The organism is Pseudomonas sp. LAIL14HWK12:I10, assembly GCF_900184205.1.
GTDB lineage: Bacteria > Pseudomonadota > Gammaproteobacteria > Pseudomonadales > Pseudomonadaceae > Aquipseudomonas > Aquipseudomonas kermanshahensis.
In genome coordinates, this window is sequence record NZ_FXWU01000003.1 from 70879 (window position 1) to 93866 (window position 22988).

General features: G+C 62.9%; 20 protein-coding genes and 3 pseudogenes. 8 read left to right on the forward strand and 15 right to left on the reverse strand.

Annotated features, from left to right (window positions below):
• Nucleotides 1–65: 65 nt before the first annotated feature.
• From QOS90_RS07420 to QOS90_RS07445, 6 genes and pseudogenes are all read left to right on the forward strand, one after another.
• Entirely contained in the window at nucleotides 66–1118 is a 1053-nt protein-coding gene (locus QOS90_RS07420) for a hypothetical protein (protein WP_143491087.1), read from the forward strand.
• A 61-nt stretch (nucleotides 1119–1179) separates the two neighbouring features.
• Nucleotides 1180–1731 (forward strand): hypothetical protein, encoded by a 552-nt coding sequence (locus QOS90_RS07425; RefSeq protein ID WP_085273795.1) that lies wholly within the window; start codon nucleotides 1180–1182, stop codon nucleotides 1729–1731.
• A 55-nt stretch (nucleotides 1732–1786) separates the two neighbouring features.
• Nucleotides 1787–3028: a hypothetical protein gene (locus tag QOS90_RS07430; RefSeq protein ID WP_143491088.1), complete on the forward strand. Its 1242-nt coding sequence runs from the start codon at nucleotides 1787–1789 to the stop codon at nucleotides 3026–3028.
• A 60-nt stretch (nucleotides 3029–3088) separates the two neighbouring features.
• Nucleotides 3089–3268: pseudogene (locus QOS90_RS07435) on the forward strand (hypothetical protein); the annotation flags it as partial.
• A gap of 17 nt (nucleotides 3269–3285) precedes the next feature.
• A pseudogene (locus QOS90_RS07440) lies at nucleotides 3286–3393 on the forward strand (type VI secretion system tube protein Hcp); the annotation flags it as partial.
• Nucleotides 3394–3466: 73 nt separating this feature from the next.
• Nucleotides 3467–4450: pseudogene (locus QOS90_RS07445) on the forward strand (type VI secretion system Vgr family protein); the annotation flags it as partial.
• Between the two features lie 257 nt (nucleotides 4451–4707).
• On the opposite strand, the gene QOS90_RS07450 reads toward QOS90_RS07445, so the two are convergent.
• The 13 genes from QOS90_RS07450 to pedF form a co-directional block, all read right to left on the reverse strand.
• Nucleotides 4708–6435 carry a PAS domain-containing hybrid sensor histidine kinase/response regulator gene (locus QOS90_RS07450; protein ID WP_027596455.1) on the reverse strand — a complete coding sequence of 576 codons (1728 nt, stop codon included), beginning with the start codon at nucleotides 6433–6435 and terminating at the stop codon, nucleotides 4708–4710.
• The gene (ercA, locus tag QOS90_RS07455; RefSeq protein WP_027596454.1) at nucleotides 6419–7582 is read right to left on the reverse strand and encodes an alcohol dehydrogenase-like regulatory protein ErcA; all 1164 of its coding nucleotides are present in this window, start codon (nucleotides 7580–7582) and stop codon (nucleotides 6419–6421) included. The genes QOS90_RS07450 and ercA overlap by 17 nt, the downstream gene beginning before the upstream one ends.
• An 89-nt stretch (nucleotides 7583–7671) precedes the next feature.
• Nucleotides 7672–8814 (reverse strand): pyrroloquinoline quinone biosynthesis protein PqqE, encoded by a 1143-nt coding sequence (pqqE, locus tag QOS90_RS07460; protein WP_085273798.1) that lies wholly within the window; start codon nucleotides 8812–8814, stop codon nucleotides 7672–7674.
• Nucleotides 8792–9064: a pyrroloquinoline quinone biosynthesis peptide chaperone PqqD gene (gene pqqD / locus QOS90_RS07465; protein ID WP_085273799.1), complete on the reverse strand. Its 273-nt coding sequence runs from the start codon at nucleotides 9062–9064 to the stop codon at nucleotides 8792–8794. The genes pqqE and pqqD overlap by 23 nt, the downstream gene beginning before the upstream one ends.
• Nucleotides 9061–9813 (reverse strand): pyrroloquinoline-quinone synthase PqqC, encoded by a 753-nt coding sequence (pqqC, locus tag QOS90_RS07470; protein ID WP_027596451.1) that lies wholly within the window; start codon nucleotides 9811–9813, stop codon nucleotides 9061–9063. The genes pqqD and pqqC overlap by 4 nt, the downstream gene beginning before the upstream one ends.
• 31 nt (nucleotides 9814–9844) lie before the next feature.
• Nucleotides 9845–10759, reverse strand: coding sequence for a pyrroloquinoline quinone biosynthesis protein PqqB (gene pqqB, locus QOS90_RS07475; RefSeq protein WP_085273800.1), 915 nt, complete (start codon nucleotides 10757–10759; stop codon nucleotides 9845–9847).
• A gap of 53 nt (nucleotides 10760–10812) precedes the next feature.
• Complete coding sequence (pqqA, locus tag QOS90_RS07480) at nucleotides 10813–10884, reverse strand: pyrroloquinoline quinone precursor peptide PqqA (RefSeq protein ID WP_003253598.1); 72 nt, start codon at nucleotides 10882–10884, stop codon at nucleotides 10813–10815.
• A gap of 229 nt (nucleotides 10885–11113) precedes the next feature.
• Nucleotides 11114–12634: an acetaldehyde dehydrogenase ExaC gene (exaC, locus tag QOS90_RS07485; RefSeq protein ID WP_085273801.1), complete on the reverse strand. Its 1521-nt coding sequence runs from the start codon at nucleotides 12632–12634 to the stop codon at nucleotides 11114–11116.
• 135 nt (nucleotides 12635–12769) lie between these two features.
• A complete protein-coding gene (pedH, locus tag QOS90_RS07490; protein WP_027596448.1) occupies nucleotides 12770–14584 on the reverse strand; it encodes a PQQ-dependent alcohol dehydrogenase PedH in 1815 nt (604 codons plus the stop codon).
• Nucleotides 14585–14862: 278 nt separating this feature from the next.
• On the reverse strand, nucleotides 14863–15801 hold the full coding sequence (locus QOS90_RS07495) for a quinoprotein relay system zinc metallohydrolase 1 (protein WP_027596447.1): 939 nt from the start codon (nucleotides 15799–15801) through the stop codon (nucleotides 14863–14865).
• A 41-nt stretch (nucleotides 15802–15842) separates the two neighbouring features.
• On the reverse strand, nucleotides 15843–16604 hold the full coding sequence (locus tag QOS90_RS07500) for a quinoprotein dehydrogenase-associated SoxYZ-like carrier (protein ID WP_027596446.1): 762 nt from the start codon (nucleotides 16602–16604) through the stop codon (nucleotides 15843–15845).
• Nucleotides 16601–17476 carry a substrate-binding periplasmic protein gene (locus QOS90_RS07505; RefSeq protein ID WP_027596445.1) on the reverse strand — a complete coding sequence of 292 codons (876 nt, stop codon included), beginning with the start codon at nucleotides 17474–17476 and terminating at the stop codon, nucleotides 16601–16603. Before QOS90_RS07505 ends, QOS90_RS07500 begins: the two co-directional genes overlap by 4 nt.
• Nucleotides 17477–17481: 5 nt before the next feature.
• Complete coding sequence (gene pedF, locus QOS90_RS07510) at nucleotides 17482–17943, reverse strand: cytochrome c-550 PedF (protein WP_027596444.1); 462 nt, start codon at nucleotides 17941–17943, stop codon at nucleotides 17482–17484.
• A 254-nt stretch (nucleotides 17944–18197) separates the two neighbouring features.
• Here pedF and exaA point away from each other — a divergent pair, with 254 nt between their 5' ends.
• Together exaA and QOS90_RS07520 are read left to right on the forward strand one after the other, a co-directional pair.
• Nucleotides 18198–20093: a quinoprotein ethanol dehydrogenase gene (exaA, locus tag QOS90_RS07515; RefSeq protein ID WP_033694345.1), complete on the forward strand. Its 1896-nt coding sequence runs from the start codon at nucleotides 18198–18200 to the stop codon at nucleotides 20091–20093.
• A 65-nt stretch (nucleotides 20094–20158) separates the two neighbouring features.
• Nucleotides 20159–20818, forward strand: coding sequence for a pentapeptide repeat-containing protein (locus tag QOS90_RS07520; protein WP_085273802.1), 660 nt, complete (start codon nucleotides 20159–20161; stop codon nucleotides 20816–20818).
• A gap of 177 nt (nucleotides 20819–20995) precedes the next feature.
• Here QOS90_RS07520 and QOS90_RS07525 read toward each other — a convergent pair whose 3' ends face one another.
• Together QOS90_RS07525 and QOS90_RS07530 are read right to left on the reverse strand one after the other, a co-directional pair.
• The gene (locus QOS90_RS07525) at nucleotides 20996–21634 is read right to left on the reverse strand and encodes a response regulator (protein WP_027596441.1); all 639 of its coding nucleotides are present in this window, start codon (nucleotides 21632–21634) and stop codon (nucleotides 20996–20998) included.
• Nucleotides 21634–22908, reverse strand: a complete 1275-nt coding sequence (locus tag QOS90_RS07530) for a sensor histidine kinase (RefSeq protein ID WP_085273803.1) — start codon at nucleotides 22906–22908, stop codon at nucleotides 21634–21636. Before QOS90_RS07530 ends, QOS90_RS07525 begins: the two co-directional genes overlap by 1 nt.
• Nucleotides 22909–22988 lie beyond the last annotated feature (80 nt).

The window sequence follows — 22988 nt, forward strand, 5'->3', positions numbered from 1 at the left end:
TTTCCAAGGGGTAAACCCACCGGCACAAGCAGTGGAAACGCGGATAACACTACGGAGTAAAAATCATGGAAATAACTACACCCAACTTTTCAAAAAGACTGCTTGGCTACCGGATTACGGACTGCGCGGTCCGAAGGAGAGATTTTTTTTATTTCGTAGCCCGCGAGGACAACACTCAGTGGACTGATTGGACGGATGATGGAAGCTATCCCAGTGAAGAAGCTCTTCAGAAACGAGTTATTACTTTCATGAGGAAGAAGTCGCCAGAAAGTCAATGGGGACATGGATGGTTGAATGGCTTTTCGAGGTTAACCTGCGAAGTTTCAAACGTGCCAAAAGAGCAACTTATTGTGGGATCTCGAACTGGCCAAATATATGTATTGGGCGGAGGTGACGATGAAATTCAAAATGAAATCAGAAGCCAATTGAAAGGCTCACTAAACCGGCTTCATCATATTGATGGAAAGCTATACCTAGCCGGAAGCGGAAGAAGCGTTGGTATTCGCGAGGGCAAAAATGACTGGAGATGGATATCAACCGATTTACCTTACAAAAAAGAAGATGAAATTTTTTCTGCGGGTTTCGAGGCATTGGACGGCTTCTCACAAAATGATCTTTATGCAGCCGGAGGTAAGGGGGATGTCTGGAACTTTAATGGGCAACAATGGCGCCGCATTGACTTTCCTAGCAATCTGCGTATTGAGACCGTCTGCTGCGGCGGCGACGATCGTGTCTATATCAGCGGCTACGACGGCCATACCTTTGTAGGTCGAGGTGAAACTTGGAAAAAAATTGAGACCAGGGAACTTATCAGCCTCGCATTCAAAGATATGGTCTGGTACGAGGATCGCGTCTGGTGCACCAATGACTACGGCGTGTGGTGGATCGTCGGCGACCAGTTGGTGAAAGCCGACATCCCTGCCTTCGCCCAAATCAGTGCGGGCCATCTTTCCGCCCGTGATGGCGTCTTGCTGCTAGCCGGTTTCTATGGTGCCGCGTTCCTTGAGCAAGGCCAGTGGCACAAGATATTTAGCTACAACGAGATGGTAGACCGCTGCAGGACCGAAGGCTTGTATGACGGTGTGTTGCAAGCCCGCTGGCATGAGCTCAAGGACTGATACCAGAACCTTTCGCTCTCGCCAACGCCCGCGAGCGCCATTCGACAGTGAGCGATTCATCATGAAATTCACCGCATCACAGCAACACGAATTCGACACCCTCATCGGCCAGGCCGCAGAGGCCTCGCAAGGTGGCCGACATGCGCGTGCGCTGGAGCACCTGGAAGCAGCACGCATCAGCCTCGTGTCACTGGACATCCAGGACGACTACGACTGGTCGGGTTGGTACGACCTCAAAATGGAGGTCCTGATGGCGCAGGGCTTGGGTGAACAGACAGCTCTAACGGCGCGACAGATGCTGGAGCAAGTCAATCCCAAGCCGAGCGACTTCACCGAGGCGCACCACCGCATTATTCAGGACAGCCTCATAAGCGCAGCCCGCGTGCTGAGTAAGTACCTGTTCGCCCAGGACAGGACAGGATGTAACGAGGAAGAGTTGCGTCGCACGTTGAAGGCAGGCATCAGCATGGCCTACCGGCAGGAGCGCGAAGAAGCGCTGCAAGAGCTGCAGCAGCTACACAGCAAGGCTTTCGCCATCCCCTATGAGCTCCCTGACGAGATGGATTGGGAAGACGCGCAGAACGATGCAGAGGGCCAGGGCAATGAGCGTTGAAGCCACAACCATGGGCGGCCGTGCCGCCTTTCACTACATTCCGGTACGGTGAACCATGCCTACGACAGCCACTACTTCGTTGCGCCGCCCCGTCAATCGCTACATCTTGAACCAGCATGCCGAAGAGACCGCCTTCTGCTGGTTGCGCCGCCAGGAGGCCCTATGGCGTCCTAGCTATCGTTGCTCGCACCTGCAACGCCTAGATCAACTGCTGGATGCACACTTAGAGGGCTTACGTGTAGCCGCCCAGGCGGCGCTCCCCATCGTGCTCAACAACTTGCAGCGCTGGAAGACACTAGACGAGGTATTCGCCTGCACCTACACCCTGCTGCACTGCGGTGCAGTGGATTGGTCGCCACTGGAGCGGGTGCTCGAAGCGCAGCCAGCCGCGGCCAAAGGGGCGGCAGCCGCGCTCATCTGGAGTTCCGGACCATCGGCTGAAGACTGCCTGCAGCGCTGGAGCAATTCGGCCATACCCGCCCTGCGTGTGGCTTCGGCGTCCGCTTATGTCGCGCTCCACGCCAATGACAGCCCCGATGTCCATAACGTTTGGCTGGCAAAAACTCTGGTCGATCCGGCGTCTGAAGTACGTGCCTGTGCTCTGCGTCGCATCGGAGAATGGCGCTTGTCGGCACAGACAGAGCACCTGCAGAACGTCTTCATGGGGCACGACGCCTTATGCCGATTTGAAAGCGCCTACGCAATGGCTTGGCTGGGGATGCCCCAGGCCGACGCTGCCTTGCTCGAAACCATGCCCCTCGTGCAGGGCAGTCGCCAACGGCGAGGGACGCTGCTGTTTGCCATGACCGCGCAGCCCGCAGCGTTCGAAACCTGGGTGCAGCAGGCGCAAGTCGACTCCACACAAACCCGGGCACTTATCTGGTCACTGGCATTTCGTGGGAACGCGCTTGCGCTGTCGAAACTGCTTGAATACCTGCGTATGCCGCAGTACGCCCGGCTGGCCGGATATGCCATCGGGCATATCTCGGGCATGGACCTGGATGAACAAGGGCTGTGGCAGCCAGAACACCAAGATGCAGAGCTTACCCCACATTTCAGCGAGGACGATGGCCTACTGATGCCTGATATCGAGAGGTTGACTGAATGGGTGGGACGCTACGTGAACAGCATGCCAAAGGGCGCTTCCCTGTTGGCCGGCAAGGTCATGCGCACCGACAATGCACGCCCCCTGTTGCAGGCTGGCTGGCAGCCCCAGCGCTGGCAGGCTTCGGTGCTCCTAGATATGGAAGATCGCCGACGACACTTCTTATCCCAGGTGCCTTCGCCGCAGCTGTAAGACGGCACCCCGCTCCTGTCCAGGCTTTTCGATCTCCCAGACGGCGGACAAGGAATGCTCATGCCTAGCCAATCCGATCTGCGTTACAGCTTTCAGGCCCTCGTGGGCGATGCTGAATTCGAAGTCGTGTCGTTCACGCTCACGGAAGGGATCAGCCAGCCCTTTGCGCTGGACTTGAAACTAATCAGTTTCCAGCACGACTTCGACCAATTGCTCGACAAGCCTGTGCTGTTCACTATCAAAACAAGGTGAACGAAAACTACACGCAGCTGGTCGAGGTTGCGCTGACCTATCGGAAGATCGTCTGGGAGCACACTGTAGCCGGTACTGGTGGCTCTGATGATTGGCGCGCACCAGCCGCCTGAGATCTACACATGCTCCGGGTGGGTGATCCTGCCCGGACTTTGTGTCACCTCAGACGGCGGACAAGGATTGCTTATGCCTAGCCAATCTGACTTGCGTTACAGCTTCCAGCCGCTGGTTGGAAATGCTGAATTCGAAGTGGTGTCGTTCGAACTCCGAGAAGGGATCAGCACGCCCTTCGAGCTGGAGCTGAAACTGATCAGCTTCGAAAACGATATCGACTTCGGCCACCTGCTCGACAAACCCGTGCTCTTCACCATCTGGGAAGCGGAGCGCCCGGTACGGTATGTGCACGGACTCGTCAGCCGTTTCAGCCAGGCTGAAAGCGGCTCCTACCGCACCTACTATCACACGCTGGTCGAGCCCCAGCTGGCCCGTGCCAACCTGCGCTCGAACTGGCGCATCTTCCAGCAAAAGACGGTCCCGCAGATTCTTGAGCTTATGCTCCAGCGCCAGGGCATCAATCAGTACGAACTGCGCGCCAGCATGGACCATCAGGTTCGCGAATTCTGCGTTCAGGCCGGTGAGACGGACCTGGCATTCATCGCCCGTATTGCTGCGGAAGAGGGCTTCGTCTACCGCTTCGCACACAGTGAAAAGCTGCACAAGCTGATCATCACCGATCGCCTGCAGTCCCTTGGCTTGATCAGCCATGGCGCCATCAAAACCGAGGATGAAGACGAGCCTGTAGACCGCAACATCGTCTTGTACCACGCCAACAGCGGTGGCGATCAAGCCATACCCTGCCTTCGTCGCTTGCGCTACAGCGAGCAGGTGCGCACCGCTCGCCAGGTTCAGCGCGACTACACCTTTACCAACCCAGCCTACCGCCAGGAACACAGAGCTGCAGGGCCCTTCCTGGAGCATCAGTCCAAGGAGTACAAATACTTTGATTACCCGGGCCGCTATAAACGCGATGCCGTGGGCAAGCCGTTCACCGATAACCGCATCACCGCGCTTCGCCATGATGTACGCAATGCCGAAGTCCAAGGTGAAGATGTTCGCCTGCAACCGGGCCTGAGCTTCACCCTGACTGGGCACCCTCGTGACAATCTCAACACGCCTCGTCAGTAGCAGACTACGAAGCTCTGCTGCCGTGGGACTGCTCGCCAGAGACGCCACGGTAAGCCGTTAACCCACTGCTTGGGGAGGTGGGGTTTGTGGACCGCATACGTATAAAGCAGGCTTGTCGAACTGAAGTGGAACGAATTCGCTTGGGTTCAGATTGTGGGTCAGGGTTGTGCAGGATTGCCTGGGCGACTGAGTGGGCTGTTATTGGGGCCGCCGCGCAGCGGACCCTTTGGCCCCAAACCGCCCTACCCCAACAACTGGCTCAACACCGCCCGCAACTTCCCCGGTTTGACGGGCTTGTTCAGCAGCGGCGCGCCAAGCTTCTGCAAGGCGCGCCGGCACTGATCGCTGCGGTCTGCGGTAATGATCACCGCAGGAATGGCGACGGCAAAATGCTCGCGCAAATGCCTGACCACCTCGCAACCCACAACGCCGTGGTCCAGGTGATAATCCGCCAGGATCAACTCCGGCGCCTGCCCCCGCAAGGCCAACAGGGCACCGGCCTGGTCGGTCGCAGTCACCACCTCACAGCCCCACTGCCCAAGCAGCGCGCCCATGCTTTCGAGGATGCTCACTTCGTTGTCCAACACCAGCAGCCGGCGGCCGGGTAACGGGTTTCCGGCGCTGGCTTGCGGCATCGCCGGGTGAGCAGGCAGCGGCATTTCTGTGCCGATCGGTACCTCGATGCTGAACATCGAGCCACGCCCCGGCCACGACCGTACCTGGACGCGGTAACCGAGAATCTTGGCGATCCGCTCGACGATAGCCAACCCCAGGCCCACGCCTTTGCGATCGGCAGCACGGCCGACGTCCAGTTGGTTGAACTCAAGGAAAACGGCCTCCAACCGATCTTCGGCAATGCCCCGCCCGGTGTCCCAGACCTCCAGGCGCAAGTGGCTGCCGCGACGCCTGGCCCCGAGCAAGATCTTGCCTTCGTCGGTGTAGCGGCAGGCGTTGCTGAGAAAATTGCGCAAAATCCGTGTCATCAGCCGCAGGTCGGTGTTGATGGCATAGTCGCCAATGTGCGCCCGCAGCTTCAGCCCTTCAGCGTCCGCCACCGAACTGAACTCCGAGACCAGCGGGCCAAACAGCTCGTCGAGGCGGTACAAGGCCACGTCGGGCTTGACCGCCGCCTGATCGAGCCGGGAGATGTCCAACAGGTCGGTCAGCAGGTCTTCGGCACCCTCCAGTGCCTGGTGGGTGCGCTCCACCAGCACCTGCTCCGCCTCCGGCAACTGCCGTTCGCGCAGGGTCGAGATCAGCAGGCGGGCGGCATTGAGCGGTTGCAGCAGGTCATGGCTGGCAGCAGCCAGGTATTTGTCCTTGCTGCGGTTGGCGGTTTCGGCGGCGTCGCGGGCATCGCGCAGGGCGCGGGCAATCGCTTTACGCTCGGTGATCTGCTGCTGCAGGTTGCGGTTGGCCTCGAGCAGTTCATCGGTCCGCGCGGCGACCCGTTGTTCGAGTTCGTCGTTGAGTTGCTGCAGGTGCTGCTGGGCCTGCTTACGTTCGGTAATGTCGGCGACAAAGCCTTCGACCAGCCCTTCGTGGCCAGGCTTTAGCAGCAGGTTCATCAGCACATCGAGGTGGCTGCCGTCGCGGCGCCGCAAGCGGGTTTCGTAGCCGTGCAGGCTGTGTTCGCGGGCGAGCGTCGCAGTGATCGCATGCAGCTCTTCGGCGCCGCCTACAAACAGGTTGGCGGCCAGGTCCGTCAGGGAAAACAGCACCGCCTGCGGGCTGTCGTAGCCAAGCATGCGCGCCAGCGCGGGGTTGGCGGCGCGCATGCCTTCTTGCAGGCTGGCCTGGAAAATCCCGTGGACGGCATTTTCGAACAGCCATTTGTAGCGGTTGCGTTCGGCCTCCAGCTCGTCCAGGCGGGCTGCCAGCTCCGGGTAATGGCTCTTGCGTGCCGAGTGGTCGCCCAGCCCCAGCAGCCCGGCGAGCGCCCGCTGCTGCTCGTCAGAGGGCCTCGCCATAAACGACCTCGACATCACGCTGGCTCGACGCGCGGGGGTTGGTGAGGATGCACGGGTCATCCATCGCATGTTGCGACAGGAACGGGATGTCGGACGTACGCACCCCATGCAGGCCCAGGGTTTCGTGGAAGCCGATCGCGTGCTTCAGGGCAATCAGGTGCTCCACCAGGCGCCCGCAGATCTGCCGGTGGTTAAGCCCGCGGCAGTCGATGCCGAACACCTCGGCAATCACCTTGAAACGCTCGGGTGCCGAGCTGTAGTTGAACGCCACCACGTGCTCCACCAACACCGCGTTGCACAAGCCGTGGGGCAAGTCGAGGAAGCCGCCCAGGCTGTGGGACATGGCGTGGACCGCACCCAGAATCGCATTGGAAAACGCCAGCCCGGCCTGCATGCTGCCCAGCATGATCTTCTCGCGCAGGGCGATATCGGTCGGGTTGGCGATCATCTGCACCAAATTGCCATTGATCAAGCGCATGGCTTCCAGCGCATGCGGGTCGGTCAACGGCCCGTGGCCGGTGGACACAAACGCCTCGATGGCATGCACCAGCGCATCGATGCCAGTGCAGGCAGACAGGAATGGGTCCATGCTCAGGGTGGTTTGCGGGTCGATCAGCGAGACGTCGGGCACCACCGCCTTGCTGACGATGGAGAACTTCATGCGCTCCTGCTGGTTGGAAATGATCACGAACTGCGACACGTCTGCCGAGGTGCCGGCCGTGGTGGGGATGAGGATCAGCGGCGGGCTGGGCACGCGGATCATGTCCACCCCTTCGAACTCGAGAATACTGCGCCCGTGGGCGACCACGATGCCGATCGCCTTGCCGCAATCCATCGGGCTGCCGCCGCCGACGGCAACGATCACGTCACAGTGGTTTTCCCGGTAGATCTCGGCGCCGAGCATGACCTCTTCGACCCGCGGGTTGGGCGACACGGCCGTGTACAGGCAGTAGTCGATGCCTTGGGCCTGCAGGCTGGCCTCGACATCCGCCACCCAGCCCGCAGCGATTACGCCGGGGTCGCTGACCACCAGCACCTTGCGCGCACCGAAGGTCTTGGCGTAATTGGCGACGTTGTGCCGGCAGCCGGCACCAAAGATGATTTCAGGCGAAACGAACTTGCGAAGCGGGCTGAAACTCTGGCTCATTGGTAAGCCTGTTCTTATTGTTCTGGAAGGTAATCGCCAGCGTAAAGCATCCCGCAGCGAAAGCAACCAGACCAAAGCGGGGGCCCGGCTTAGCCACGAAAAATCAGCCGCGACGCCTGCTCGTTGCGCAGGGTCAGCTGCGCCATGCCCTGCCCTGCGGTCTGCGCTTGCTCTCGGGCCTTGAGGATCACACCGTGGTGCGGCGACTTGCTGCACACCGGGTCGGCGTTGGCGGCATCGCCGGTAAGCATGTACGCCTGGCAGCGGCAGCCGCCCAAGTCCTGGTGTTTTTCATCGCACGAGCGACAGGGCTCCTTCATCCAGTCATTGCCACGGTAGCGGTTGAAGCCAAAAGAATCGCTCCAGATGTGCTCGATGCTGTGCTCGCGCACGTTGGGGAAGGCCACCGGCAACTGGCGGGCGCTGTGGCACGGCAGCGCAGTGCCGTCTGGGGTGATATCGAGAAACAGGTTGGCCCAGCCGTTCATGCAGGCCTTGGGGCGTTCTTCGTAGTAGTCCGGCGTGACGAAAATCAGCTTGCACGGATGCCCCTCCGCCTCCAGCCGCTGTCGATACGCTTGGGTAATGGCTTCGGCCCGCTGCAATTGCTCGCGGGTCGGCAGCAGGCCGGCACGGTTGAGCTCGGCCCAACCGTAGAACTGGCAGGTCGCCAGTTCCACGAAGTCCGCCTGCAACGCCAGGCACAGCTCGATGATGTCGGCAATCTGGTCGATATTGTGCCGATGGGTCACGAAGTTCAGCACCATCGGGTAACCCTGGGCCTTGACTGCCTTGGCCATCGCCAGCTTCTGGGCGAACGCTTTGCGCGAGCCGGCCAGCATGTTGTTGACCGCCTCATCTGCGGCCTGGAAGCTGATCTGGATATGGTCGAGCCCGGCGACCTTGAAGTCGCGGACTTTCTGTTCGGTCAGGCCAATACCCGAGGTAATCAGGTTGGTGTAGTAGCCCATGTCCCGCGCGGCCTTGATCAGCTGCGCCAGGTCCTGGCGCACCAGCGGTTCGCCGCCTGAAAAGCCCAACTGCGCGGCGCCCATCGCCCGCGCTTCGCGGAACACGCGGATCCACTCGTCAGTGGTCAGCTCCTGGCCATGTTGGGCAAAGTCCAACGGGTTGGAACAATACGGGCACTGCAACGGGCAGCGGTACGTCAGCTCCGCCAGTAGCCACAGCGGCGGCCCCGGGCGCGTGTCATTCGATCCAGTGCTTGCCACGGGCCACCTCCAGAAACGCCAGCACATCCTCGTCCAGCCCCTGTGCATCGGGGAAGCGCTGCGCCAAGCCGTCAATGATCTTCGCCACACACCGCTGGCCGTCCAACAGTTCCAGCACCCAACCGGCGCTGGCATTGAGCTTGATCATGCCCTCGGGGTACAGCAGCACATGGCAATCCTGGCGCGGCTCCCATTGCAGGCGGTAGCCGCGGCGCAACCCCAGCACCTGTTCGCCATCGATCAGTTTCACAGGGCGATCCCCCGATGCCAGACGTTTTCCTGGGTCACGCTGTGATAAGGCGGCCGCTCCAGCTCATACGCCATGCTCATGGCATCGAGCATGCTCCAGAGCACGTCGAGCTTGAACTGCAGAATCTCCAGCATCCGCTGCTGGCCGGCACGCGTGACGTAATACGCCAAGGTGATACGCAGGCCATGTTCGACATCGCGCCGCGCCTGGCCCAGGCGTGTGCGGAAGTAGTCGTAGCCGGCGGCATCGATCCAGGGGTAGTGCTGGGGCCAGCTGTCCAGGCGCGACTGATGGATCTGCGGCGCGAACAGTTCGGTCAGCGAGCTGCTGGCAGCCTCCTGCCAGCCTGCGCGGCGGGCGAAATTGACGTAGGCGTCCACGGCAAAACGCACCCCAGGCAGGACCATCTCCTGGGAGAGGATGCGCTCACGCGTCAGCCCGACCGCCTCCCCCAGGCGCAACCAGGCTTCGATACCGCCTTCGCTGCCCGGCGCGCCATCGTGGTCGAGCACCCGTTGCAACCATTGCCGGCGCACCTCACGGTCTGGGCAGTTGGCGAGGATTGCCGCGTCCTTGAGCGGGATGTTGACCTGGTAGTAGAAGCGGTTGGCAACCCAGCCCTGAATCTGCTCACGGGTCGCACGCCCGGCATACATCGCCTGATGGAAGGGATGGTGGATATGGTAATAGGCGCCCTTGGCACGCAAGGCCGCTTCGAATTCAGGGGGTGTCATGGGGGTGTCGGTCATTGCGGTTCTCCAGGGCACGCGGTGCCAGCCACTACAGCGTGATAGACAAGCCGTCGTACGCCACTTCAATCCTCCGTCGATCCAGCAAGGCCCGTTCGGCCGAGTCTTCATCGAGGATCGGGTTGGTGTTGTTGATGTGGATGAGGATCTTGCGCTGGCGGCTGAAGCCCTCCAGCACCTCGAGCATGCCACCGGGGCCACTCTGCGCCAGGTGGCCCATTTCGCTGCCCAGGCTTTGGCCGACTTCGCACACCCGCATCTCGTCGTCGCGCCACAGCGTGCCGTCCAGCAGCAGGCAGTCGGCATGGCGCATCCAGCTCGCCACTTCGGCATCGACCTGCCCCAGGCCCGGCGCATAGAACACCGAGGCACCACTGCGCCGGTCCTCGATGAGCAGGCCAATGGTGTCGCCCGATTGCGGGTTGCCGCGGTTGGGCGAATACGGCGGCGCGTTGCTCAGCAACGGGACCGCGCGAAATTGCAGGTTTGGGCAGGCAGCGATGCGAAACGGTTCGCGGTCCAGACCGATGCATTGCCACTGCAAGCCACCGTTCCAGTGCTTGAGCAGGGTAAACAGCGGGAAACCGCTACTCAGGTCTTCATGCACCCGCTCGGTGCACCACACCGTGTGCGGGCAGCCTTCGCGCAGGCTGAGCAGGCCCGTGCAATGGTCGATCTGGCTGTCCAGCAGCACTACCGCGCCAATTGCCGTGTCGCGCAGGCGGCGCGCCGGTTGCAAAGCGGGGAAGCTTTCGAGCTGGGCGCGGATGTCGGGTGAAGCGTTGCACAGAATCCACTGCTCGCCATCGTCGCTCACCGCGATCGAAGACTGCGTGCGCCGCTGCGCCCTCAGGCTGCCATTACGCACACCGGTGCATTGACGACAGTTGCAGTTCCACTGCGGAAAACCTCCGCCAGCGGCGGAGCCGAGAACACGAATGTGCATGGACAACGATCCCCAGAGAAGGAACGGCCATCGCTACGATGGCCGCAGAGCCATCAACGATTGGCGAAATACATCGTCACTTCGAAGCCAATGCGCAGGTCGGTAAAGGCGGGTTTAGTCCACATGGGGCGGTCCTCTTCTTGTGCCGGGCAATTCCGGTAGAGGCATTAATGCACGGGGGGCGGCGGGGCCGAATGCTACTTTGGAACGAGCTTGCGGGGTGCGTTGGTAGGGGGTGACGCGGGCCTTTACCCACGCGGGTGACGCACGCGGGGAGGCGCCCACCCAGAGCCCTCCCCACGTGCGTCGTTGCATCCAGGCCTGGCGGCACCCTACCGCCGGGCCTGTGTGCCCTTAGAAGAAGCCCAGCGGATTGATGTCATAGCTCACCAGCAGGTTCTTGGTCTGCTGGTAGTGGTCGAGCATCATCTTGTGGGTCTCGCGGCCCACGCCGGATTTCTTGTAACCGCCAAACGCAGCATGCGCCGGGTACAGGTGGTAGCAGTTGGTCCACACGCGGCCAGCCTTGATCGCCCGGCCCATGCGGTAGGCGCGGTTGATGTCACGGGTCCACAGGCCTGCGCCCAGGCCGAACTCGCTATCGTTGGCGATGGCCAGCGCTTCGGCTTCGTCCTTGAAGGTGGTCACGCCCACCACCGGGCCGAAGATCTCCTCCTGGAACACGCGCATCTTGTTGTGGCCCTTGAGCAGGGTCGGCTGAATGTAGTACCCGGTGGCCAGGTCACCGTCGAGCCGCTCGGCAGCGCCGCCGGTGAGCAACTGCGCGCCCTCCTCCTTGGCAATCTCCAGGTAGGAGAGAATCTTGTCGTATTGCTGCTCGGACGCCTGGGCACCCACCATGGTGTCAGTGTCCAGCGGGTTGCCACGGGTGATCTTGGCGATCTTCTTCATCACCTCGGCCATGAACGGCTCGTAGATCGATTCCTGGATCAGCGCCCGCGACGGGCAGGTGCACACCTCACCCTGGTTGAAGAACGCCAGCACCAGGCCTTCGGCGGCCTTTTCGATGAACGCAGGCTCGGCCTGCATGATGTCTTCGAAGAAGATGTTCGGCGATTTGCCGCCCAGTTCGACGGTAGACGGGATGATGTTCTCGGCCGCGCATTTCATGATGTGCGAGCCCACCGGGGTGGAGCCGGTAAAGGCGATCTTGGCGATGCGCTTGCTGGTGGCCAGGGCCTCACCGGCTTCGCGGCCAAAGCCCTGGACAATGTTCAACACACCGGCTGGCAGCAGGTCGGCGATCAGCTCGGCGAAAATCGTGATCGACAACGGGGTCTGTTCAGCGGGTTTGAGCACCACGCAGTTACCGGCGGCCAGGGCCGGGGCGAGCTTCCAGGCGGCCATCAGCAGCGGGAAGTTCCACGGGATGATCTGCCCGACCACACCCAGGGGTTCGTGGAAATGGTAGGCCGTGGTCAGCGCGTTGATCTCTGCCGCCCCACCTTCCTGGGCACGGATGCAGCCGGCAAAGTAACGGAAGTGGTCCGCCGCCAGCGGCACGTCGGCATTGAGGGTTTCGCGCACAGCCTTGCCGTTGTCCCAGCTTTCGCTGACGGCCAGCACTTCCAGGTTTTGCTCGATGCGGTCGGCGATCTTCAGCAGCACCAGGGCGCGGTCCTGCACCGAGGTTTTGCCCCAGGCGTCGGCAGCGGCATGCGCGGCGTCCAGGGCGTGGTCAATGTCCGCGGCGGTGGAGCGTGGGAATTCGGCAATCGGCTGGCCATTGACCGGCGAGCTGTTGGTGAAGTACTCGCCACCGGACGGCGGTACGAACTCGCCGCCGATGAAATTGCCGTAGCGGGGTTTGAACGACACGATGGCGCCTGGGGTTCCGGGTTGTGCGTAGATCATGCTGAGCCTCTGCGGGTCGATGCCTGTCCAACGACAGGCGATGGACCGATGGTAAAAAGCCCCGCGTGCCAGACGTATGCATCGTTGGCAGCGGAGCTCTCGTCATTTGGTAGTAGGGCCGCAAGCGGCCCGGTGTCAGCTTTGCGGCTTGGCGCTGGGTGCTGGCGCCTCGGCACTGGCCGCTTGCTGCAGCTGTTTAGGCAACTTGAAGGTCCAGAGCATGCCGCCCTGGTTGAAGTCCTTCACCCGCTTGGCCACTTCGCCGCCCCACAGCGGCACCGCGCCCCCCCAGCCAGACAGCACCGAGACGTACTGCTCGCCGTCCATTTCCCAGGTCACGGGCGAGCCAAGTACGCCGGAGCCCGTCTGGAACTCCCAGACTTTCTCGCCGGTCTTGGCGTTGAACGCCTGCAGGAAACCTTCCGGCGTGCCGGTGAACACCAGGTTGCCTTTGGTGGTCAGCACCCCGCCCCACAATGGCGCGAAGTTCTTGTGGCGCCACACTTCCTTGCCGCTGACCGGGTCGATGGCGCGCAGCACGCCGATGTAGTCTTCGTTGAGCGGTTTGATGGTGAAACCGGCCCCGAGGAACGCCGCGCCCTTCTTGTAGGCGATCCCTTCGTTCCAGATGTCCATGCCCCATTCGTTGGACGGTACGTAGAACAGCCCGGTGTCCCTGTTGTAGGCCATGGGCATCCAGTTCTTGGCGCCGAGGAATGCCGGTGCGACGAACACGGAACTGCCCTTGGCCTCAGTGCCCGGTGCCCCTGGCCGGCTGGCCTCGTTGTAGATCGGGCGGCCATTCTTGTCCAGGCCGGTTGCCCAGGTGATCTTGTCGACGAAGGGGAAGCCGCGGATGAATTTGCCATTGGTGCGGTCCAGCACGTAGAAGAAGCCGTTGCGGTCCGCGGTTGCGGCGGCCTTGACCTCCTTGCCGCCGTCCTTGTAGTTGAACGAGATCAGTTCGTTGACGCCGTCGAAATCCCAGCCGTCATGAGGCGTGCTCTGGAAGTGCCATTTGATGGTGCCGTCGTCCGGGTTCAGGGCCAGGCGCGACGAGGAATACAGGTTGTCGCCTGGGCGCAGGTGGGAGTTCCACGGCGCCGGGTTGCCGGTGCCGAACAGCAACAGGTTGGTTTCAGGGTCGTAGTAACCGCCCAGCCACGGCGCTGCGCCACCGGTCTTCCACAGGTCGCCGGGCCAGGTCTTGCCCGCCTCGCCGCCCGAGATACCGTTCTCGATGGCCTTGCCGTCTTTGTAGACGTAGCCCATGTGCCCTTCCACGGTCGGGCGCATCCACAGCAGTTCGCCGTTCTCCGGGTTGTACGCCTGGATCTTGCCCACCACGCCGAACTCGCCCCCGGCCACACCGGTGATCAGCTTGCCGTTGACGATCATCGGCGCAGCGCTGATGGAATAGCCTTCCTTGTGGTCGGCGACCTTCTTGCTCCAGACCACCTTGCCGGTGTCTTTGTTCAGGGCCACCAGCTTGGCATCCAGGGTGCCGAAGAACACCAGGTCGCCGTACAGCGCCACGCCGCGGTTGATCACGTCACAGCAAGGGCGGATGTCATCTGGCAGGCGCGCATCGTATTGCCAGAGTTTTTTGCCGGTACGGGCGTCGACGGCGAACACCCGCGAGTAGGAGCCGGTCATGTACATCACGCCGTCCTTGATCAGCGGCTGGGCCTGCTGGCCGCGCTGCTTTTCACCGCCGAACGAAAAGGCCCAGACTGGCCGCAGTTCCTTGACGTTGCCGACATTGAGCAGGTCCAGCGGGCTGTAGCGCTGGCCCTGGACCCCCAGGCCATTGGTCACGATCTGCTGCGGGTTTTTCGGGTCCTGGAGGATTTCTTCATCGCTGACAGCGGCCTGTGCCGCGCCGGACAGCAGCATGGCGCTGAGCACCAGGCTCACGGCGAACAAGGGACGACGTGGGGATCGGGTCATGACGGCTACCTTTGGTTTTTTTGTTGTGCCCGGGAAATTTTCCCGGTGTGCCGAGAATTCTTGTGCCCGACCTGCTTGCCAACAATTGCCCGCAATGTGGAGTTTTCTACTTCCTTGGTACAGGGGCTTTCATAGAACAGCGCATAGCTTGTTGAGCTAGCAGGGACTCTGTGGGAGCGGGCTTGCCCCGCGAACACCGGCAAAGCCGGTGCCAAGCACCGCGTAGCCCCATTCGCGGGACAAGCCCGCTCCCACAGCCTGTAGGCTGCTTCTTCGGGTCAGAGAGGCGGCTTGCCGTCGATACGCTGCAACCGCAAACGCTCATACCGCGGGTACAGGTGACTGACGCTGCGAATCAACTCATAACGGGTCAGGCTGATACCGGCAAACCGCTCAGGGATCGGGCTGCGGATCATCTCGACCATGTCATCCCCACGCGCTGCCCCCTCGCGCATCAAGCCATCCAGCCAGCCCAGGTAATCACGCATCTGCGCAAAAGGCTTAGCATCGCTTGCCACCGGCCCATGCCCCGGCACGAGCTGCTTCCAGGGCAAGGCCTGCAAGGTGTCCAGGTCCTTGAGCCAAACGTCCAGCCCTGGGCTGTTGGGGGTGGTCAGGGCGCGCTCGTAAAACACCAAATCGCCGGCAAACAGCACCCCAGTCTTCTCATCGAGAATCGCCAGGTCTGCACCGGTATGCCCGCCCAGCGCCAACAGTCGCAACCGGTGCCCACCCACCTCATGCACACCCGGTTCCAGCACCCGGGTCGGCAGCACCACCTCGGTGCCGCGCATCCAGTCACCGACCAGGCGGTACATGTTCTCGGCCATCGCCTCGCCCTGCTGGCGTAACAGGTCGCCTGTGCCAGCCAGGGCACCGATGGGCACATCGGTAAAGGCTTGGTTGCCCAGCACATGGTCGGGGTGATGGTGGGTCAGCAGCACTCCGACCACCGGCTTGTCGGTGGTCGCGGCAATAGCCTGGCGCAGGGCCTCGCCGTAACGCTTGGACGGCCCGCTGTCGATCACCACCACACCGCTGTCGGTGACGATGAACGCGGTATTGACGATATTGCCGCCATTGGCCTTGGCGAAATTGTCGGTGCTGCCCTCCAGCAGCCAAGTGCCTTCCGCGATTTGCCGGGGCGTGAGTCGATAGTCCAGGTCCGCCCAGGCCGGCAGGCCCAGGCATAGCAACAACAGCAGCATCCAACGCATGACAGGCGCCTCTGGTCAGGGGGTGAAGGCAAGCAACGCGCTCACGGCACCGCCGCTTCGAACTGGTTACCGCTGTTGTCCCGCAACAGCAGCCGGGTAAGCCCGGGGCCCTGGATATCGAACCCCAGGTTGGGGTTCTCACTGACTGCCGGATACAGCGCGAGGCTGGCCAGGCGCTGGCCATCCGCGCCTTGCAATTCGGCATGTTCGAGGAAGAACTCAGGGATGCCGCTGACCAGGCCGTTGTCCATCGGGTGGGACACCTGCAGGCGCAAGCGGCTGCCATCACCGCGCGGGTAGCGCCCGCCCAGCACCTCACCGACATGCTCCTCCCAGCCAGGCTGGGTGCGCACCACGCTGGGCGCGGTACAACCGCCGCCAGCTGCATCGATCAGGGTTGAACCGACATGCCACACGCCGTCACGCGTCAGCACCGCAGCGCGCAGCGGCGTGGCTTGTTCGATGCGGATGCGGATCGACAGCCACGGCAGCACACGTTCGCCAGGCTCGAAGTCGACAATACGCGGCAGGGGGTTGAGTTCGGCCCAGGCAAGAATCCGAACCACGTCGCCCGCGAATGCGCGGGCGTCGATCTCCAGTGGCACTTGCCGGGCGTCCTCGGCAAAGGGCGGCGCCAGCAGTTTCACTCGCTCATCGAAAACGAACGGCGCCTGCCCCAGCAGTTGCTTGTGGTAGAAATCCCACATCACCGAGGGCACCGGGTCGGTCTTGCTGCTCGGTTCACCGGCCTGGGCTGCCCAAGGCATCCAGCAGGCCAGCAGTAAGGTCGCCCGCCAGTTCATTGGTACATCTCCGGTACCTCGTAGCGCAGGCCGTAGGTGGCGTACAGCGCCTTCAGCCGGCCATCGCGGATCATCGCCTCGAGGGCTTCCTCCACCGCATAGGCCAACTGCCGGTTGCTTTCATGCACGGCCATGCCGATGTCCCATGCTTGCTTGCCCAGGTTAGGGTAGGCGTTTTCCGCCAGGGCCAGTTGCGGGTCGGCGGCCTGATGCAACTGCCAGTCAACCTCGCCGCGCATCGCCATCACCGCGTCCACCTGGCCGGCCTGTAGCGCGCCGAACGCCTGTTGCACGCTGGGGTAATGGTGGGTGTTGGCGCTGAGCATGCCGTTGAACACCGAGGTCAGGTAGAACGACGGCACACTGTCCACCTCGACCCCGATGGGGTGCTGCTGGAACACCGCGACACTGGCCACCGAGGGCAGGCGGCGGCGGTCATAGGCCACCTGCCAGCGCTCCTCCTGATAGGGGCCGAACATCACCACCTGGGCGTTTTCCAGCTCGCCCAGCTCGTTGCGCTTCTGCGCGTAGGCGTGGTCGTAGGGCACCCGCATCATCAGGTCGGCCAACTGCTGGTGGCGCAGCGGGCTGCCGCGCCAGATGTAGTCGCGCAGGTCGTCGTCGAGCTTTTCCCCTGGCGGCGCCCAGATCAATTGCAGGTGCACCCCCAAGGCCGTGGCCAGCGCTTGCGCCAGCTCCACATCGACGCCACGCGGCTGGCCGTGGTCCTCGAAGCTGTAGGGCGCGAAATCCTTGTACACCGCCACCTTCAATTCACCGGCAGCGATGATCGCGTCGTAGTTGCGCACCTGAGCCTGCACTGCCGCGCAGCACAGCAGCAGGCCACTCAACAGCACGGCCGACAGACGCATGGCGATCACTCCTCGACGTGCACGCTGTCCAGGTAGGTGCGTACCGCCCACAGGGCTTCCTGGCTCAGGTAATCGGCCATCTTCGGCATGTACACCCGCCCGTCACGCACCGCGCCGTGGCGCACCCGCTCAACGAACCACTCATCCCCGGCCTCGCCCACATCGAGCAGGCGCAAATCCGGGGCGATACCGCCAGACTTGGCTTCCAGGCCATGGCAGGCGGCGCAGTTCTGGTTGTAGGCCGAGGCGCCGATTTCCACGGCTTTGTCGTGCTCTGGGGAGGTGCGGTAAGGGTTGACCGCGGCCCAGCCGTCGCCGTCCAGGCTTACCCCAGCATCTTTGATCGGGGTCAGGCCCTGGGTTTCCACCGCCTGGGGCACCACATTGCCATGAGCCCACACCGTGCCCGTCAGCAAAGCACCGGCCAGCAGGCCTGTAGCGAGCAAGACGTTGCGTTTTTTTGTCATTGTTATGCCCTCAAGATTGCACGCAAGGCCTCAACCACAGAGGCCGTGCCGCCATCTTAGAAACAGCCCGCGCGCGGCCGTATGCTGCTTTGGTGGCCGGGCCTTACTCCCTTGGTAGTAGGGCTTGTGGCGAAGGGCCAAATGAGGTGCCGCCCGGGAACTATTCCCGGCAAGGGCGGGACTTTTTCCGTATCCCCAGCCGCCGTCCCGCCGCCACCCTGTGCAGGCCAAAACCTCCACAGGGAACTGCAACCATGACAATAAGATCGCTACCCGCCCTTTCCCCTCTGGCCCTCAGCGTGCGGGCCCTGCTGCTGGCCGGTAGCCTGGCCCTCTGCACGGCGGCCACCGCGGCCACCGCCCCCGCCGCACCTGCCAGCAAGAACGTGACCTGGGAAGACATCGCCAACGACCACCTGACTACCCAGGACGTGCTGCAATACGGCATGGGCACCAATGCCCAGCGCTGGAGCCCGCTGGCCCAGGTCAACGACCAGAACGTGTTCAAGCTGACCCCGGCCTGGTCCTATTCTTTCGGCGACGAAAAACAGCGCGGCCAGGAATCCCAGGCCATCGTCAGCGATGGCGTGGTCTACGTCACCGGCTCCTACTCGCGGGTATTTGCCCTCGATGCCAAGACCGGCAAACGCCTGTGGACCTACAACCACCGCCTGCCAGACAACATTCGCCCGTGCTGCGACGTGGTCAACCGCGGGGCGGCCATCTTCGGCGACAAGATCTACTTCGGCACCCTCGACGCCCGCCTCATCGCCCTCGACAAGCGCACCGGCAAGGTGGTGTGGAACAAGAAGTTCGGCGACCACAGCGCCGGCTACACCATGACCGGCGCCCCGGTGCTGATCAAAGACAAGACCAGCGGCAAGGTGTTGCTGATCCACGGCAGCTCTGGCGATGAGTTCGGCGTGGTCGGCCAGTTGTTCGCCCGCGACCCGGACACCGGCGAAGAAGTGTGGATGCGGCCCTTCGTCGAAGGCCACATGGGCCGCCTGAACGGCAAGGACAGCACCCCGACCGGCGACGTCAAGGCGCCGTCCTGGCCAGACGACCCGACCACCGAGACCGGCAAGGTCGAGGCCTGGAGCCACGGCGGCGGCGCACCCTGGCAGAGCGCCAGCTTCGACCCCGAGAGCAACACCATCATCGTCGGTGCTGGCAACCCTGGCCCTTGGAACACCTGGGCGCGCACGTCCAAGGACGGCAACCCCCACGACTACGACAGCCTCTACACCTCGGGCCAGGTCGGCGTCGACCCAAGCACCGGCGAAGTGAAGTGGTTCTACCAACACACGCCGAACGATGCCTGGGACTTCTCCGGCAACAACGAGCTGGTGCTGTTCGATTACAAAGACAAGGACGGCAAGGTGGTCAAGGCCACCGGCCACGCCGACCGCAACGGCTTCTTCTACGTGGTGGACCGCAACAACGGCAAATTGCAGAACGCCTTCCCCTTCGTCGACAACATCACCTGGGCCAGCCATATCGACCTCAAGACCGGCCGCCCGGTGGAAAACCCCGGCCAGCGGCCAGCCAAGCCGCTGCCGGGTGAAACCAAGGGCAAGCCGGTGGAAGTTTCGCCGCCATTCTTGGGGGGCAAGAACTGGAACCCCATGGCCTACAGCCAGGACACCGGCCTGTTCTACATCCCCGGCAACCAGTGGAAGGAGGAGTACTGGACCGAAGAAGTGAACTACAAGAAGGGCTCGGCCTACCTGGGCATGGGCTTCCGGATCAAGCGTATGTATGACGACCACGTCGGCACCTTGCGCGCCATGGACCCGGCCACCGGCAAGCTGGTCTGGGAGCACAAAGAGCACCTGCCACTGTGGGCCGGCGTACTGGCGACCAAGGGCAACCTGGTGTTCACCGGCACTGGCGACGGCTTCTTCAAGGCCTTCGACGCCAAGACGGGCAAGGAGCTGTGGAAGTTCCAGACCGGCAGCGGCATCGTCTCGCCACCCATCACCTGGGAACAGGACGGCGAGCAGTATATCGGCGTTACCGTGGGCTATGGCGGCGCGGTGCCGCTGTGGGGCGGCGACATGGCCGAACTGACCAAGCCGGTGGCCCAGGGCGGCTCGTTCTGGGTGTTCAAGATCCCAAGCTGGGACAACAAGACCGCGCAGCGGTGATCGCCTGCGGGGAGCGCCCAGCGCCCTCCCCGCACCTGCCCTCCTTTCACCGAGAGTCTTCGAACATGAATTACCTGCCCTTTGCCCTGCTGTTGGTCCTTGCCCCTGCCCTGGCCGTGAGTGCGGACGACGACGGCAACGATGCGCCCTTGACCGTCAACGGCTGCGTGATCGCCGAAGGCAGCCAGTGCCCGGGCGCCAATTTGCGTGGCGCCAACCTGGCCAACCAGGACTTGCGCAAGATGAACCTGGCCGGCGCTGACCTGCGCGATGCCGACCTGCGCCATGCCCGCCTGGACCTGGCCAACCTGGAAAACGCCCGCTTGCAGGGCGCCAACCTGACCCGCGCCAGCCTGCAGCAGAGCAACCTGCGGTTGGCAGACCTGAGCCATAGCACGTTGATTGCCATTCAAGGCTGGGGGCTGTTTGCCCAGGGTGCGCAGTTCGAAAAGGCCGACCTCAGTGCGGCGTACCTGCAGTTCGCCAGGCTTTCCGGGGCGAACATGCACCAGGCCAACCTGCGGGCGGCGGACCTGGAGATGGCCTGGCTGAGCAAAACCGACCTGCAAGGGGCCAACCTTGGCGATGCTAACCTGCAGGAAGCCAAGTTTGGCCAGAGCAACCTGGCGCAAGCCGATCTGCGCGGCGCGCGGCAGCATTATGGGAATTTTCAGGAGACCAACATGGAAGGGTGCAAGGGATGCCCTGAAACCTGGGACAAGTGAGCGCAGCCAGTCTGCAGCGACTCGGTCACCTGTGGGAGCGGGCTTGCCCGCGAAGAAGGCGACTCGGTGCCTGGCACCGGCTTCGCCGGTGTTCGCGGGCAAGCCCGCTCCCACAGGGTCCCTGCTAAATCTATGAGTCATGTGTTCGTCTGAGGCCCTGTCAACCACCACAAAACCTCACCCCGCCACCCGCACCACCCCCAGATCGATCCCCAGGTGCACCAGCTCAGCATGGGAACTCACCTGCAACTTGCTCTTGAGCAAGGTCAGGTGATTGGAAACGGTCTTGGCACTGATGCACAGCTGTTCGGCAATCACCCGCACCGGGGTGCCCTTGGCCAGCATCACGAAAATCTCCAACTCGCGCTGGGTCATGCGCTGCAAGCGCGGGTCGCTGGCGTTCTGTTGCGGTGTGCAGGCCAGTTGTGTGGCTAAAGGCTGCTCGATATAGGCATGCCCGGCCAACACCCGGTGCACCGCCTCGATCAACACCTGGGGCGCCGAATTCTTGGTCAGGTAGCCCGAAGCCCCCGCCTCCAGGGCCTGGCGCACCAGGGGCAGCTCATCATGCATGCTGAAAAACAGCACCCGCAGTTGCGGCAGGCGCTGACGCAGCCGGCGGGTGGTCTCCAGGCCGCTGATGCCGGGCAGGCCGAAGTCCATGATCACCAGGTTCGGCACTTGCTCCTGAACCCGCACCAGCGCCTCTTCGCCGCTGGCAGCCTCGCGCACTTCCATCGCCGGCAGCACCGCCCGCAACAGGCTGGCATAACCCTGGCGCACCACGGCGTGGTCATCCACCAATACGATATTCATCAGGCCTCCATGGGAATGTTCAGGGCCAACGCCCAGCCGGCACCCGGGCGACTCAGGATGCGTAATTCGCCGCCCAGGCTGCGCGCGCGCTCGGCCATCGAATGCAGGCCTACGCCGGGCCGCTGTGGCTGGCTCGCGCCGCAGCCGTTATCACGCACCAGCAGGCGCAAGCCCTTGGCGCTGCGTTGCAGGCGCACCCGCACCTGGCTGGCGCCGGCATGCCGGGCAACGTTGGTCAACGCCTCCTGCAGCAGGCGATACAAATGCGTTCTGCTGGGGCCAGGCAGCACCGGCAGGCGCTCACCGACCCGCAAACGGCAATCGATGCCCTGGCTGGCCTGCCATTGACTCACCAGCACACCAAAGGCTTCGGCCAGTGGCACGTGTTGCAACGCCAGCGGATACAAGTCGTGTACCAAGGCACGAAAGCCTTGCTGCAGGCGTTCGCAATTAAGCTCCAGGGCTTGCGCGGTCTGCTCCACCACCGTCGGCTGGCCTGCCACCATTCGCAGCAGACAGACCTGGGCGCGGATACCCGCCAGGTACTGCCCGAGGTCATCGTGCAGGGCCTGCGCCAGGTGGGTGCGCTCCTGTTCCTGTACCGCCAACAGGGTTTGGGTGAGCTGGGCATTGTCAGCCCGGGTCTGCTCCAAGGTCGCGGTCATGCGGTTGAAGTGCGCCGCCAACTGGCGTGCCTCCGGCAGGCCGGATTCGCGCAGGCGAGTGGTCAACTGCCCACCCGAGACCTGGCGCAACGCACGCAGCAGTTCATCCAGCAGGCCCATGCCGCGCCGCACCGCCCAGCGGATGGACAACAGGCTCACGAGCAAGGCCAGGCCACACAAGCCCAGCAACTGCTGCAGGGAATCCCGGACTTCGTCGATTTCATCCCGCGCATCCACGGCGATCAATACCCGGCGCCCCTCGCTCAAGTCCAGCAAGCGGGTGCTGTGGCGGCGATCACCGAACAGCTGGCGCCCCAGCCAGGCATCCAGGCCGGCCTCCCGCGGCATCTGCGCAGTTTCGCCCGCCGCCAGCCAGTGCACCCGCACGTGGCGCAGGCTCTGGGTCAGCCGCGGTTGCAGGCTCGCCGGGTTGCGTTCGGCCGTGTCGGCGAGGTACGCCACCACAGCTTCGGCAGACTGCAATTCGCGCTCGACATCGGCCACCGCCTGGTGCAGCAGCAACCCGCCACAGGCCAAGGTGACCAAGGCGAAAAAGAACGTGACCCACAGGTTGATCCGCCACTGGGCCGACAGGTTGATGAGGCGCATTGGGCAGTTTCCTCCGGGTGAACGCGGCCAGGGCTGCGACCCATCGTAAAACCGAGGCCTTAGCGGTGATTTACTACCTT